The following is a 13350-nucleotide window of genomic DNA, read 5'->3' on the forward strand; positions in this document are numbered from 1 at the left end:
CCCGCACTCGGGAGTGTCTTCGCGGCGGGGCCGCGGCGCCGCCCTTTCACCGTCGGCGGCTCGCTGGGGTCGCGGGTCCCCGCGCTACTCGTCTCCGTCAGCGCGTTCCACCCACCGTAGAACCCGGCGCGGGCCCGTGTCGCGTGGATTAACGCGCAGTGGCCGGGTGACCAACGAAAGTGGTCGCCCACCAATGAAACGATTCATAGCCGCTGACGTGTGAAACCAGGGCTTGCGCGCGTATGTGCCCGCAGTTACTCTCCATCGTTAATACGTTTCAATCCCGTCGGCGAAGACGAGGAGGGGGACTTGACAGCTCCGCAAGCGGTGGGGGGCCGCCACAGCCGCGGGTGACGAGAGCACCGTCACGCGACAGCAGTGGAAGTGGTCGGTGCTGGCCGTGATGGCGTCCTACCTCGACGCGGGATCGATACGTCGCGCTGGGGTCCGGCTCGCGCTGTTCCAGGCGTACCTGGGCCTGAGCAGCGGTGCCGTCGGCGTGCTGGCAGCGATCGGGCAGAACGCGATCGGCTGTGCGCTCGGCGCGTTCGTCGGCGGCCGGCTGGGCCGCAAGCGCATCTACAAGTACGACCTGCTCGTCTGCGCGCTCGGCGTGCTGTGCATCGCGCTCGCGGTGAACGCACCCATGCTGTTCATCGGCACGTTCGTGGTCGGTGTCGCGGTGGGAGCCGACGTGCCGACGTCCCTCGCGCTCGTCGGGGAGTTCTCGCCGTCGAAGCATCGCGGGAAGGTGCTCAGTTTCACGCAGATCGCGTGGAACGCGGGTCCGGTCGTGGTGCTGCTGCTCGCGCTGGCACTGTTCGGTTTGGACCTGCTGGGCATCCGGATCGTGTTCTTCCATCTGGTGGTGGTCGCACTCGTCACGTGGGCCTTGCGCCGCGGGTTGTCCGAATCCGCACGCTGGCAGACCGCGAAGTCACGCGGCGCCGCCGCGTTCAAGGCGATCTTCCGCGGCAGCAACCTGCGGGCCCTGTCCTGGACCGCCACCGTCTACGTCTTCTGGGGCCTCGCCGCCGGCACGGCCGGCCTGTTCACGCCGTACATCGCGCAGACGCTGCACGCGGGCGGCCAGGCCGCGGGCGTCGCGCTGTCGTGCGCCGGGTTCGTGATCGGCATCCTCGCCACGATCCCGTGCATGCGCTACCTCGACCGCGGCTACCGCACCCGCCGTCCTGTGGGGCGCCGGGTCGATCATGCAGGTCGCCGGCTACGCCGTGTTCCTGTTCCTGCCGTTCAGCGTGCCGGTGATCATCGTGAACATCGTGCTGCTCGGCATCGGCGCACGATCACGGGTGAAGCCGTGTACAAGATCTTGAGCCAGGAGCTGTTCCCGACGCTGCTGCGCGGCACTGCGCAGGGCTTCACGTTCGCCGTCGCGCGCACGGTGCTCGGGGTGTGGAGCTTTTCGTGCCGTTGCTCGCGGACGCCGGGATCGGCATCATCGCCGCGCTGCTCGTGGCCTGCCTGGTGATCAGCGGCGCCGTCGGGTTCTTCTTCATGCCCGACACGTCCGGCAAGTCCCTGGAACAGATCGAAGCGGAGCGCGCATGAGCTCGGCCAGGCTGCTGCGGCGGTTCCACACGCCGGGTCCCGAGTACAGCCCGTTGCCGATCTGGTGGTGGAGTGGTGCGCCGGTGACCCACGAGCGCCTGCGCCGCCAGCTGGAACGGCTCGTGGAGCAGAGCGTGCGGCAGGCGGGGGCGATGTGCCTTGCCGCGACCGGCCCGATGTTCGGCTCGGTCGCCGACGACCCGCCGTTCCTCAGTCCACAGTGGCTCGAACTGCTCGACGCGGCCTGCGCAGACGCCGCGGAGCTCGGGTTCCACCTCTGGATGCAAGACCAGATCGGCTTCTCCGGCGCCAAACTCCAGGGCCGGCTCACCGCCGAGCACCCGGAGTACGCGGGGCTGGCGCTCAAGCGCGACGCCACCGGGATCCACGAGGATGACCGGCCGCTCGGCGCGGTCGCCTCGGTGGCCGAGGTCGGCGGACCGTGGTGCGCGCTCGCGGAGTCCACTCTGGACAATTCAGACGGCGACCTGGCCGCGGCTTCGCGCTCCGGCACGTTGCCGATCGAGGTCTGCGCTTCGAGCACGAGACAGGTCCGGTCCTGGCGACGTACGGCCCGTTCGCCGAAGTCCGCGACGCCGACGGACGGTGGCGGCCGGCCGAGTGGTCGCTCTCGCGCGGGATGCGCAAGGACCCGCTGCACAACGACACGGTGGGGCCCAAGGGTTACGTGCCCTAAGAGTTCCTCGACTGGCGCCACGTGCCGGCCGGCGGCCGGGTCGCCGTCCGCACGCACCTCGCGATCCCGGACCGACGGGGCTGTTCCTCGCCGTCGGCTCGCGCGGCGCGTGGTGGTCGACGGTGCCGAGCTGCCCGTGCCGGAGTCCGCGTACCAGTCGTTCAGCCCCTTGCCGGATGAGACGGCCGGCCGCACGGTGGCCGTCGAGATCGAGTTCACCGCGACCCGCGAAGGGGTGCTGCGGGCGTCGTTCGCCGTCGTGGCCGATCCGGGCGCGTACCGGCGGCCCGAGTGGCTGGTGGGTGAGGAGCTCGTGCGCACCTTCACCCTCGCCGGGATTCCTGACGACACCGTGGTCCACGTCGCCAGCGAAGGCGCGTGCCGCGTGTTCGTGAACGACAAGGCAGTCGGCAAGCAGGGCGACTTCAACCCTTACCCGGGCCACCGCGAGATCCGCGTGCACCCCTACGACGTGCGCGAGCACCTGCGCGCCGGCCAAAACACGCTGCGGCTCGCGCTGACCGCCGACGCCGCGGACACCGTCGACGCCCCGCTGAGCGATACCGCCTGGCGCTCGACCGGCCTGCGCCGCGACCACCCGCGCGACCCGCGGTTCGTGTGCGCCGGCCCGCGACCGCACCCGCTGCGGGGTGCGCACTGGCTGGAACCCGGCGCGGCACAAGGGGAAGTCGTGCTCGGCGTGGTCCCGGACCTCGAGCCCGGCGGCGAACGCACCGAGCACCTCACGTTCCCCGCCCCGCTCGGCACCACGGCGCTGACGATCCCGACCACGCTCGACGTGCGGGTGGCGGTGGGCGACGCCGAGTACAAACCCGTCGAGGGCCGGGTGGCGCTGCCCGCACCCCTTCCCGCGGGCACCCCGATCCGCCTCACCTTCACCGCCTTCGACGGCCGCCGCGGCGGCGCCCTGCTCGACGCCGCCGTCCAGGTCGAGGTCGCCGAGGCGGAGACCTCGCTGGCCCCGTGGGAAGACCTGGGCCTGCGCGCCCCCGGCGGCCTCGTCCGCTACCGCACCACGATCACGGCCCCGCCCGGCCGGGCGATCCTCGACCTCGGCTCGGTCCGCGGTACCGCCGACGTCCTCGTAAACGGCGAACTCGTCGACCGCCTCGTGTGGGGCCCGTGGCGCGCCGAGCTCACGGATTCCCTGTGCCCCGGCGAAAACACCGTGGAACTCGTGGTGCGCGGCACCCTCGCCGGCTACCTCGACGACGCCTCACCCACGACGGCCGTCGCGGCGGGCCAGACCCGCACCGGCCTCTTCGGCCCGGTCCGGCTGGTGGTTCACGAAGAGGTCACTGGATGAGGAGATCACTTCGAGACATCAGGAGGCGGGCGTAGATCAACCCGAGGAGGCCGGTCGACGTCAGGAGGGAGGCGAGGACCGGGCTCCTCGGTTCGGCGGGAAAGCAGTCGCCGAGCTGCGCCAAACCGTCGCAGGCCGCACCGTTCGACGTGACGAACGCGAGTTCCGCCTGGGCACTGGTCACGAGGAGAACCACCCCCAACCCGATCGCGACGAGGCTGGTGATCGCGACGGTGGTGCGTGGCGACACGGTGGTTCTCCTCGGCTCGACGGAAGTCGATCACTGGATCGCTAGTTGCCGGCCGATCGTTACATTGGGGACAGCCGGTTCGAACAAGACCCGTTCAGGACTTTCCACTTCTCGTCCCGAACGGTGATAAACGGCCCGTTTCCAACGAATTACCTGGGGAACGGGCCGCTTCCCGTCACCCGGGCGGACCAATCCCGGCAGTGCGGCAGGATGGTTCCACGGGTGCGCAAGGGATTCCGAACGGGTGAGTGGTTCGGACATCCGCGAACCGAACCCGTGCTCCATCCGTAGGACCGCGGAAGTCGAGCCGACGCAGCATTCCCCCAGGTCACCATGGAAATTGGGGGCTTTTGCCGGGATCGTTACCATCCCTCCATCGTTGACCCCTTCGTTCGGCCTGACCTAATTTGTTGGCCCACCAGACGAACTGGGCGGTGTCAGCGTGGACCCACTGAGACGCGTCGGCCCGGCGGACCAGGCCGGGGTGCGGCGCAGCAACCTCGCTTTGGTGCTGCGGCACCTGCGGGACGCTGGGCCGCGGTCGCGGGCGGGGATCGCGGCCGAGACGGGGCTGAACAAGGCCACGGTGTCGAGCCTCGTCGCGGAGCTGGTGGAGCGGGGGCTGGCGCGCGAGGGGGAGCGGGAACGCGCGGGGGCTGTCGGGCGGCCGGGCACGATCGTGGAGCTCGACGGGCGCGGGGTGGGTGGCGTCGGGGTCGAGATCAACGTCGACTACCTCACCGCGCTGGCGCTGGACCTCACCGGAACCGTCCTCTTCGAACAGCGCGTGGCGCTCGACGTGCAAGCGCTTACTCCGGCGAAGGTCCTCGACGCCACAGCCGAACTGGCCGCCCGCGCGCTCAGGGAGTGCCGCCGGCTCATGGTTGCGCCCGTGGGGCTCACCCTCGCGATCCCGGCGCTGGTCGACGTCACCGCCGGCACCGTCGCGTTCGCGCCGAACCTGCACTGGACCAACGAGCCGGTGGTGGAGGGGCTGACCGAACGGCTCACGCAGCGGCTCGGGCGCCTCGCCTTCCCGGTCCGCATGGCCAACGACGCGAACCTCGGCGCGCTCGGCGAATACGCGATGGGCAGCGTCGCGGGCACCGCGGACCTCGTGTACCTCACCGGTGAGATCGGCGTGGGCGGCGGCGTGATCTCCGGCGGCCGCCTTCTGGGTGGCGCGGAAGGCTTTTCCGGCGAGATCGGGCACATCCAGCTCGACCCGAACGGCCGCCGCTGCGGCTGCGGGCGCCGCGGGTGCTGGGAGACGATCGTGGGCCTCGCCGGGATGCTGCGGCTCGCCGCGGCGCCCAGCGATCCGGTGCACGACCCGTCGCTGGACCTCGAACAGCGCCTCGACATGCTGCGCCGGCGCGCCGAGCTGAAGGACCGCCGCACGCTCGACGCGCTCGCCGAAGTCGGTACTGGGCTCGGCGTCGGCGCGGCGGTGCTCGTGAACGTCTTCAACCCGCGCGTGGTGCTGCTGGGCGGGTACTTCGCGCAGCTCGGCCCGTATCTGCTGGGCCCGATGATGGCCGAGCTCAAAGCCCGCGTGGTGGCGCCGGACATCGGCGGCTGCCGCGTGGAGCTGTCGTGGCTCGGGTTCTCGGCCGCGTCTCGCGGGGGCGCGCACGTGGCGCTGGAGGCGGTGTTCGACGACCCGGCACTCGTGGCCGCCGGAGCGGGGGAGAGGGACAGCGGATGACGCTGCTGGAAATGTCCGGGATCGGCAAGGGGTTCCCCGGGGTCCGCGCGCTCGACGACGTCGAACTGCACGTGGAAGCGGGCGAAGTCCACTGCCTGCTCGGCCAGAACGGGGCGGGCAAGTCCACTTTGATCAAAGTGCTCGCCGGCGCCCACCGGCCCGACGCGGGGGAGATCCGCGTGGCGGGTGAACCCGTCGAGCTGCCGAACCCGACCGCCGCCATCAAGTGCGGCATCGCGACGCTGTACCAGGAGCTCGACCTGGTCGACGGGCTTTCCGTGGCGGAGAACATCTTCCTCGGTCACGAGCAGGCGAGCGCCGGGTGGGTGCGGCGCGCGACGATGCGCGCCGAAGCCCGCGCGTTGCTCGAGCGCCTGGGGCACCGGGAGATCCGCGTGGAGCGGGAGGTCGGCACGCTGTCGGCCGCGGGCAAGCAGATCGTGAGCCTCGCGCGGGCGCTGTCGCTCGACGCGCGCTTGATCGTGCTCGACGAGCCGTCGGCCGTGCTGGCCACCGACGAGGTGGCGAACCTGTTCCGCGTGATCCGCGGCCTGACCGAGCGCGGCGTCGCCGTCGTCTACATCTCCCACCGGCTGGAGGAGATCCGCGAGATCGGCGACCGCGTCACAGTCCTCAAGGACGGCCACACCGTCGCCACCGGCCTGCCCGCACGCACCACGCCGACCACGGAGCTGGTGTCGCTGATGACCGGCCGCCGCGTGGAGTACCTGTTCCCGCCGCGCCCGGCCGAGGACGCGTTCGCCGGCCGGCCGGTGCTGCTCGAGGTCGAGGACCTGGGCGTGGCCGGCTCGTTCGCCGGGGTGTCGTTCTCCGTGCGCGAAGGCGAGATCGTCGGCCTGGCCGGGCTCGTGGGCTCGGGCCGGTCGGAGGTCCTCGAAACCGTCTACGGCGCCCGGAAACCGACCACCGGGCACGTGAAGCTGGCCGGGAAACCGTTGCGCGGCGGCGTGACCGCCGCCGTCCGCAGCGGTCTCGGGCTCGCCCCCGAAGAACGCAAGAGCCAAGCCCTGCTGCTGCAGGAATCCGTGGCGCGCAATGTTTCCCTCGCCTCGCTGCGGCGCTACGCGCGGTTCGGCTGGTTCAACGCGAGGGCCGAAGCCACGGCCGTCCGCCGGCACACGCAGGCGCTCGACCTGCGTCCGCCGGACATCCGCCGGCCCGCCGGCAAGCTCTCGGGCGGCAACCAGCAGAAGGCCGTGCTCGCGCGCTGGCTGCTCAAGGGCTGCCGCGTGCTGCTGCTCGACGAGCCGACGCGCGGGGTCGACGTCGGCGCCCGCGCCGAGCTGTACCGCGTGATCCGTGAGCTCGCCGACTCCGGCGTCGCGATCGTGCTGGTGTCCAGCGAGCTGCCGGAAGTGCTGGGGCTGGCCGACCGGGTGCTCGTGCTGCGGGAGGGCCGCGTGCTCACCGAAGCGCTGGCCCGCGACCTGGACGAACCGGCCGTGCTCGATCTCATCCTCGAGGAGCAGGAGCGTGCGGAATGAACGCTGAACAGGCGGTGGCCACCGATTCCCCGCGCCGGTTCTCGGTGCGGCTGCGGGAAGCGCGCAACCTCGGCCTGGTCGGGGTGCTCGTGGTGCTGGTGCTCATCGGCGCGCTGACCCAGCCCGGGCAGTTCCTCACCACCGGCACGCTCGTGCTGGTGCTCACGCAGGCGTCGGTGATCGGCGTGATCACGGTCGGCATGACGTTCGTGATCATCGGCGGCGGCATAGACCTGTCGGTCGGCGCGGTGGTGGCGCTCGCGACGGTGTGGGCCACGACGCGGTCCACGCAGTCGTTCGGCATCGGCGGCATCGTGTTCACCGCCGTGGCCGTGGGCGTCGGCTGTGGGCTCGTGAGCGGGCTGCTCATCGCGTACGGGCGCCTGGTCGCGTTCATCGGCACGCTGGCGATGCTCGCGTCGGCGCGCGGCCTGGCGATCCAGCTCTCGCAGGGCCGCACGCAGACGGTGACCACGCGCAACCAGGCGCTCGTCGACCTCGGTTACCAGGACAGCTACGTGCTCGGCATCCCGCCGCTGGTGCTGATCTTCGCGGCGGTGGCGGTGCTGGGCTGGCTCGTGCTCAACCGCACCACGTTCGGCCGCCGCACCTACGCGATCGGCGGCAACCTCGAGGCGGCCCGGCTGGCGGGTCTCAACGTGAAGCTGCACACCTGCCTGCTGTACGTCCTTTCAGGACTGTGCTGCGGCATCGCCAGCGTGATGCTGATCATCCTCACCTCCAGCGGGACTTCGGGCAACGGCAACCTCTACGAGCTCGACGCCATCGCCGCGGTGATCATCGGCGGCACCCTGCTCTCGGGCGGGCGCGGCACGCTCGTCGGATCCGTGCTGGGCGTGCTGGTGTTCACCACGATCAGCGTGCTGTTCACCCTGAACAACCTGCCCACGGCCGTGCAGCAGCTGGCCAAGGGCGTGATCATCGTCCTCGCCGTGCTCGTGCAGCGGCGGGCTTCCCTCTATTCGAGTGAGAGGAACTCCCGATGAACACTGACATCCGCCGCCGCGCGTTCCTGACCGGGGCCACCCTCGCGGGCGTGGGGGCGCTCGCCGCGTGCACGAGCAATGAGGAGGCACCACCGGCCGCGCAGAACGCGCCGGCGGGTGCTCAGGACGCCCCGGGCAAGAAGGTCACCGTCGGCTTCGCCGGGCCACAGGCCGACCACGGCTGGCTCAACGCGATCACGGTCAACGCCCGGGCCGAAGCGCAGCGGCACCCCGACGTGGAACTCGTCGTCGCCGAGGGGTCGAACGACGCGGCCACGCAGTCGGCGCAGATCGACGCGCTGATCAACCGCAAGGTCGACGTGCTCGTGGTGCTGCCCGCCGACGGCAAGCAGCTCACACCCGCCGGGCGCAAGGCGATGGACGCGGGTATCCCGGTGATCAACCTCGACCGGATCTTCGACTCGCCGCAGGCCTACCGCACGTGGGTGGGCGGCGACAACTACCGGATGGGCGTGAACGCGGGCAACTACATCGGCCGGCGCCTGAACGGGCAGGGCACCGTGCTCGAGCTCGCCGGCATCGACACGCTCGAACTGACCCGCCAGCGCACGCAGGGCTTCGACGACGCGCTGGCCAACTACCCGGGGATCCGCAAGGCCGGCCGCGCGGCCGCCGAGTTCACCGTGCCGACCGGGCAGGCGCGGATGGCGGAGTTGCTGCAGGCGCACCCGCAGTTCAACGCGATCTGGAACCACGACGACGACCAGGGCGTCGGTGCGCTGCAGGCCGTGCGGCAGGCCGGCCGGACCGACTTCCTGATGGTCGGCGGCGCGGGCTCGAAGGCCGCGATGGAGCAGATCAAAGCCGACGACTCGGTGCTGAAGGCCACGGTCCTCTACCCGCCGACGATGGCCGCGTCGGCCGTGCGGCTGGCCCGGCTGCTCGGGCAGTCGAAGGGGCTCACGGATCTCGCGGAGCAGGAGATCCCGGCTTCGGTGACCACGTTCTCGGCGGTCGTGACGAAGGAGAACGTGGACAAGTACCTCCCCGTTTCGTTCGAGTGAAGGGAACTCCTGCATGGCTGGGCAGATCGGCGTCGGCATGGTGGGCTACGCCTTCATGGGCGCGGCCCACTCCCAGGCGTGGCGGACCGTGCACCACGCCTTCGCCGTACCGCTGACTCCGCGGATGGCGGTGCTGTGCGGGCGCGACGCCGCGGCCGCGGAGGCCGCCGCCGCGAAACTGGGCTGGGCGGCGTTCGAGACCGACTGGAAGCGGGTCGTGGACGACGAGGACGTGGAGCTGCTGGACATCTGCACGCCGGGCGACACGCACGCGGAGATCGCGCTGGCCGCGCTCGAGGCGGGCAAACACGTGCTGTGCGAGAAACCTCTGGCCAACACCGTCGCCGAGGCGGAGGCGATGGCTGCGGCCGCTTCGGCGGCCGCCGCGCGCGGCGTGCGGTCGATGGTCGCGTTCAACTACCGGCGGGTGCCGGCGCTCGCGTTCGCCCGCTCACTGGTGGCCGGCGGCCGGCTGGGGGAGCTCCGGCACGTGCGGGCGCAGTACCTGCAGGACTGGATCGTCGACCCGGCGTTCCCGCTGGTGTGGCGGCTGCAGAAGGACAAGGCCGGGTCCGGGGCGCTCGGCGACATCGGCGCGCACATCGTGGACCTCGCGCAGTTTCTGACCGGCGCGCGGATCACGGGCGTGAGCGCGCTGACCGAGACATTTGTCAAGGAGCGGCCGCTGGTGGTGTCGTCGTCGGGGCTGGTGGCGTCGTCGGGTTCGGCGCGGGGTGAGGTGACGGTGGACGACGCCGCGCTGTTCACCGCGCGCTTCGACTGCGGGGCGATCGGCAGTTTCGAGGCGACGCGGTTCGCGTCCGGGCGCAAGAACTCGATGCGGATCGAGCTGAACGGGTCCGCGGGCAGCCTCGCGTTCGACTTCGAGGCCATGAACGAACTGCACTTCCACGACCACACGGCGGATCCCGAACTCGCCGGGTTCCGCCGGATCCTGGTCACGGAACCCGGCCACCCGTACGTCGGCGCGTGGTGGCCGCCGGGGCACGGGCTCGGCTACGAGCACTCCTTCACGCACGAGATCCGCGATTTCCTCGTCGCGCTGGGGGAGGGCAGCGACCCGGCGCCGTCGTTCGCCGACGGGCTGCAGGTGCAGCGAGTGCTCGACGCGGTGGAGCGCAGCGCGGCCGCCGCCAGTGTCTGGACCCCTGTTCGCTGACTCTCGTGAGGAGCTGTGTGATGGCACGACCGCTGACCCTGTTCACCGGACAGTGGGCCGACCTGCCGTTCGAGGAGGTCTGCCGGCTGGCGAGCGGCTGGGGGTACGACGGCCTGGAGATCGCCTGCTGGGGCGACCACTTCGAAGTCGACAAAGCGCTTTCGGACGAGGGCTACGTCCGGTCCAAACTGGACACACTTGCGAAGTACGACCTGCGCGTGTGGGCCATTTCCAACCACCTGGTGGGCCAGGCCGTGTGCGACCACCCCATCGACGAGCGCCACGAGGCCATCCTCCCCGCCCGCATCTGGGGTGACGGCTCGCCCGAGGGCGTGCGGCAGCGCGCCGCCGCGGAGCTGAAGGACACCGCGCGAGCCGCCGCCGCGCTGGGGGTGTCCACTGTGGTCGGGTTCACCGGATCGTCCATCTGGCACACCGTGGCGATGTTCCCGCCTGTGCCGCCGTCGATGATCGAGCGCGGCTACGAGGACTTCGCCGCCCGCTGGAACCCGATCCTCGACGTGTTCGACGAGGTCGGCGTGCGCTTCGCCCACGAGGTCCACCCGAGCGAGATCGCGTACGACTACTGGACCACCGTGCGAGCGCTCGAGGCGATCGGCCACCGCCCGGCGTTCGGGCTCAACTTCGACCCGTCGCACTTCGTCTGGCAGGACCTCGACCCCGTCGGTTTCCTGTGGGACTTCAAGGACCGCATCTACCACGTGGACTGCAAGGAGGCCCGCAAGCAGCTCAACGGCCGCAACGGCCGCCTCGGCTCCCACCTCCCGTGGGCCGACCCCCGCCGCGGCTGGGACTTCGTGTCGACGGGCCACGGCCACGTCCCGTGGGAAGACGTCTTCCGCATGCTCAACGCCATCGCCTACGACGGCCCCATCTCGATCGAATGGGAGGACGCCGGCATGGACCGACTGACCGGGGCGCCCGAAGCGCTGGAGTTCGTGCGGAAACTGAACTTCACCCCACCGGCGGCTGCGTTCGACGCGGCGTTCTCGTCGCAGGCGGAGTAGGTCTGACCTGCGCGGGCACCCCGGTCGCCGAGGGGGGCGGCCGGGGTGTCAGAGCCGTGTCAGCCGGGTGTCAGGGATGCCGGGGAGGGTGGTTGCAGAAACCACCACGAGAGGAAAATCGATGACTCAGACGGTTCCCGTCCCGCAGGGTCTGCCCATGGAGCGCAACGCGGGTCCGTTCGACCCGCCGCGTGAGATCACGGCGCTGCGTGCGGTCCGGCCGGTCAGCCCGCTGGCGTTCCCCGACGGGCACGAGGGCTGGCTGGTCACCGGCTACGACGCGGTGCGCCGGCTGATGGCCGACACCCGGTTCAGCTCGCGCCAGGACCTCGGCGTCATCCACGTGCCGTTCGAGACGCCCGGCATGCCCGTGCAGACCGAGCCGTCGCCGCAGATGCCGGGGGTGTTCATCGCCATGGACCCGCCGGACCACACGCGGCTGCGGCGCAAGCTCACCGGCGCGTTCACGGTCAAGCGGATGAAGGTGCTCGAGGAGCAGATCATCGAGATCGCCGAGCGGCAGCTGGACGAGCTGGCGAAGCTCACCCCGCCGGTCGACCTGGTCAAGGAGTTCGCGCTGCCGGTGCCGTCGCTGGTGATCTGCGAGCTGCTCGGCGTCCCCTACGAGGACCGCGCGGACTTCCAGGCCAACTCGCAGCAGTTCCTGGTCAAGGACCAGTCGCTGGAGGAGAAGATGGGGGCGCTGGGCGCCCTGATGGGTTACCTCGGCGAGCTGGTCACGCGCAAGCGCGCCGAGCCCGGCGACGACATCCTGTCCGACCTGGCCCGCCACGAGGACCTCACCATCGAGGAACTGACCGGTGCCGCGTTCCTCCTGCTGCTCGCCGGCCACGAGACCACCGCCAACATGCTGGCGCTGGGCACGTTCGCGCTCTTGGAGCACCCCGAGCAGCTGGCCGAGCTGCGCGCCGACCTGGAACTGCTGCCCGACGCCGTCGAGGAGCTGATGCGCTACCTGTCCGTGGTCGACATCAACTACCGCTACGCCACCGAGGACATCGAGCTCGGTGGTGAACTCATCACGGAGGGTTCGACCGTTGTCGTCTCCCTGCTGGCCGCCAACCGCGACCCGCAGCGCTTCGAGAACCCCGACACGCTCGACATCCACCGCAAGGCCCGCGGCCAGATGGCGTTCGGCCACGGCATCCACCAGTGCCTCGGCCAGCAGCTGGCCCGCATCGAAATGCGTGCGGGCTTCGCCGGGCTGCTGCGCCGCTTCCCGGACCTGAAGCTGGCCGTGCCGGCCGCCGAAGTACCCCTGCGGACCGACATGAACATCTACGGCGTCCACGAGCTGCCGATCACCTGGTAGTCCCGGTGGTCGCCTCGATGGGGGTCGAGGCGACCACCGGGGTGCCTAGTGGGCCACGCGGTTGGCGATCATGATCAGCGCGACCACTACCGCAAGCGCGGCGAACACGATGCCGATCACGGCCAGCGCCTTCATCCGCCGCCGCCCGAGGCACGCGACGACCCCGAGCGCCAGTCCCGGCACCGCGAACGGCAAGGCGATCCACGACCGCAGGTCCAACACGCCGACCCGCGCGTCGTCCATCGCGACCGGCAGGAACGGCACCACCAGCGCGACGATCCCGAGCGCGAACGCCAGCACCGCCGGCGCCACGCTCTTCTCGGGCCCTGCGTGCGGCATCCCCGGTTGCCCCGCCCACGGCTGCTGCGGGACCCCTGGCTGCGCCGCCCACTGCCGCTGCGCCCCACCGGCCCCGGTCCCGGGCTGCTGCGGCACCCCGCCGACCCCGACGGGCTGCGGCGTCGCGACGCCGGGCGTGGTCCACGCCTGCTGCGCTCCACCGCTCAACCGCCCGGCCTCAGTGGCGCTCTGCTGCCCGGGCGTGTAGCGCAGCACCGGTCCCTCGGGCATCGGCGGCACGGAAACTCCCGGCTCAGCGGGGGAGTCCGGCACATCCGGGCTCTGCTGCGGACCGTCGGTCATGGTGGGGCTCCTCAGTGGCGGGGACCGCGTTGGCGGACATCAACATAGTGGCCCGGACCACCACGCGACCAGCGAA

12 protein-coding genes are annotated in these 13350 nt (G+C 71.0%); 10 read left to right on the forward strand and 2 right to left on the reverse strand.

The window, feature by feature from the left end; all coding sequences use genetic code 11:
* Window positions 1–391 precede the first annotated feature (391 nt).
* Genes I6J71_RS10530 through I6J71_RS10535 form a run of 3 tightly spaced genes read left to right on the forward strand, consistent with a single transcriptional unit; the run spans window position 392 to window position 3596 of the window.
* Window positions 392–1492 (forward strand): MFS transporter, encoded by a 1101-nt coding sequence (locus tag I6J71_RS10530; RefSeq protein WP_239154622.1) that lies wholly within the window; start codon window positions 392–394, stop codon window positions 1490–1492.
* The gene (locus I6J71_RS47940) at window positions 1429–1572 is read left to right on the forward strand and encodes a hypothetical protein (RefSeq protein WP_239154623.1); all 144 of its coding nucleotides are present in this window, start codon (window positions 1429–1431) and stop codon (window positions 1570–1572) included. The genes I6J71_RS10530 and I6J71_RS47940 overlap by 64 nt, the downstream gene beginning before the upstream one ends.
* A complete protein-coding gene (locus I6J71_RS10535) occupies window positions 1569–3596 on the forward strand; it encodes a hypothetical protein (RefSeq protein ID WP_239154625.1) in 2028 nt (675 codons plus the stop codon). The genes I6J71_RS47940 and I6J71_RS10535 overlap by 4 nt, the downstream gene beginning before the upstream one ends.
* Here I6J71_RS10535 and I6J71_RS10540 read toward each other — a convergent pair.
* Window positions 3586–3846, reverse strand: a complete 261-nt coding sequence (locus I6J71_RS10540) for a hypothetical protein (RefSeq protein WP_204094551.1) — start codon at window positions 3844–3846, stop codon at window positions 3586–3588. The genes I6J71_RS10535 and I6J71_RS10540 overlap by 11 nt on opposite strands.
* A 442-nt stretch (window positions 3847–4288) precedes the next feature.
* Between I6J71_RS10540 and I6J71_RS10545 the strand changes: the two genes are divergently transcribed.
* The 7 genes from I6J71_RS10545 (at window position 4289) to I6J71_RS10575 (ending at window position 12632) form a co-directional block, all read left to right on the forward strand.
* The gene (locus I6J71_RS10545; protein ID WP_239154627.1) at window positions 4289–5554 is read left to right on the forward strand and encodes an ROK family transcriptional regulator; all 1266 of its coding nucleotides are present in this window, start codon (window positions 4289–4291) and stop codon (window positions 5552–5554) included.
* Window positions 5551–7059: a sugar ABC transporter ATP-binding protein gene (locus I6J71_RS10550; protein WP_204094552.1), complete on the forward strand. Its 1509-nt coding sequence runs from the start codon at window positions 5551–5553 to the stop codon at window positions 7057–7059. The genes I6J71_RS10545 and I6J71_RS10550 overlap by 4 nt, the downstream gene beginning before the upstream one ends.
* On the forward strand, window positions 7056–8066 hold the full coding sequence (locus I6J71_RS10555) for an ABC transporter permease (RefSeq protein WP_204094553.1): 1011 nt from the start codon (window positions 7056–7058) through the stop codon (window positions 8064–8066). The genes I6J71_RS10550 and I6J71_RS10555 overlap by 4 nt, the downstream gene beginning before the upstream one ends.
* Window positions 8063–9091 carry a substrate-binding domain-containing protein gene (locus I6J71_RS10560; protein WP_204094554.1) on the forward strand — a complete coding sequence of 343 codons (1029 nt, stop codon included), beginning with the start codon at window positions 8063–8065 and terminating at the stop codon, window positions 9089–9091. Before I6J71_RS10555 ends, I6J71_RS10560 begins: the two co-directional genes overlap by 4 nt.
* Window positions 9092–9104: 13 nt before the next feature.
* Window positions 9105–10271: a Gfo/Idh/MocA family protein gene (locus I6J71_RS10565; protein ID WP_204094555.1), complete on the forward strand. Its 1167-nt coding sequence runs from the start codon at window positions 9105–9107 to the stop codon at window positions 10269–10271.
* 20 nt (window positions 10272–10291) lie between these two features.
* Entirely contained in the window at window positions 10292–11299 is a 1008-nt protein-coding gene (locus tag I6J71_RS10570; RefSeq protein ID WP_204094556.1) for a sugar phosphate isomerase/epimerase, read from the forward strand.
* Between the two features lie 121 nt (window positions 11300–11420).
* Entirely contained in the window at window positions 11421–12632 is a 1212-nt protein-coding gene (locus I6J71_RS10575) for a cytochrome P450 (RefSeq protein ID WP_204094557.1), read from the forward strand.
* 45 nt (window positions 12633–12677) lie between these two features.
* Here I6J71_RS10575 and I6J71_RS10580 read toward each other — a convergent pair whose 3' ends face one another.
* Window positions 12678–13274, reverse strand: a complete 597-nt coding sequence (locus tag I6J71_RS10580) for a hypothetical protein (protein ID WP_204094558.1) — start codon at window positions 13272–13274, stop codon at window positions 12678–12680.
* Between the last annotated feature and the right edge of the window lie 76 nt (window positions 13275–13350).

Source organism: Amycolatopsis sp. FDAARGOS 1241, assembly GCF_016889705.1.
GTDB lineage: Bacteria > Actinomycetota > Actinomycetes > Mycobacteriales > Pseudonocardiaceae > Amycolatopsis.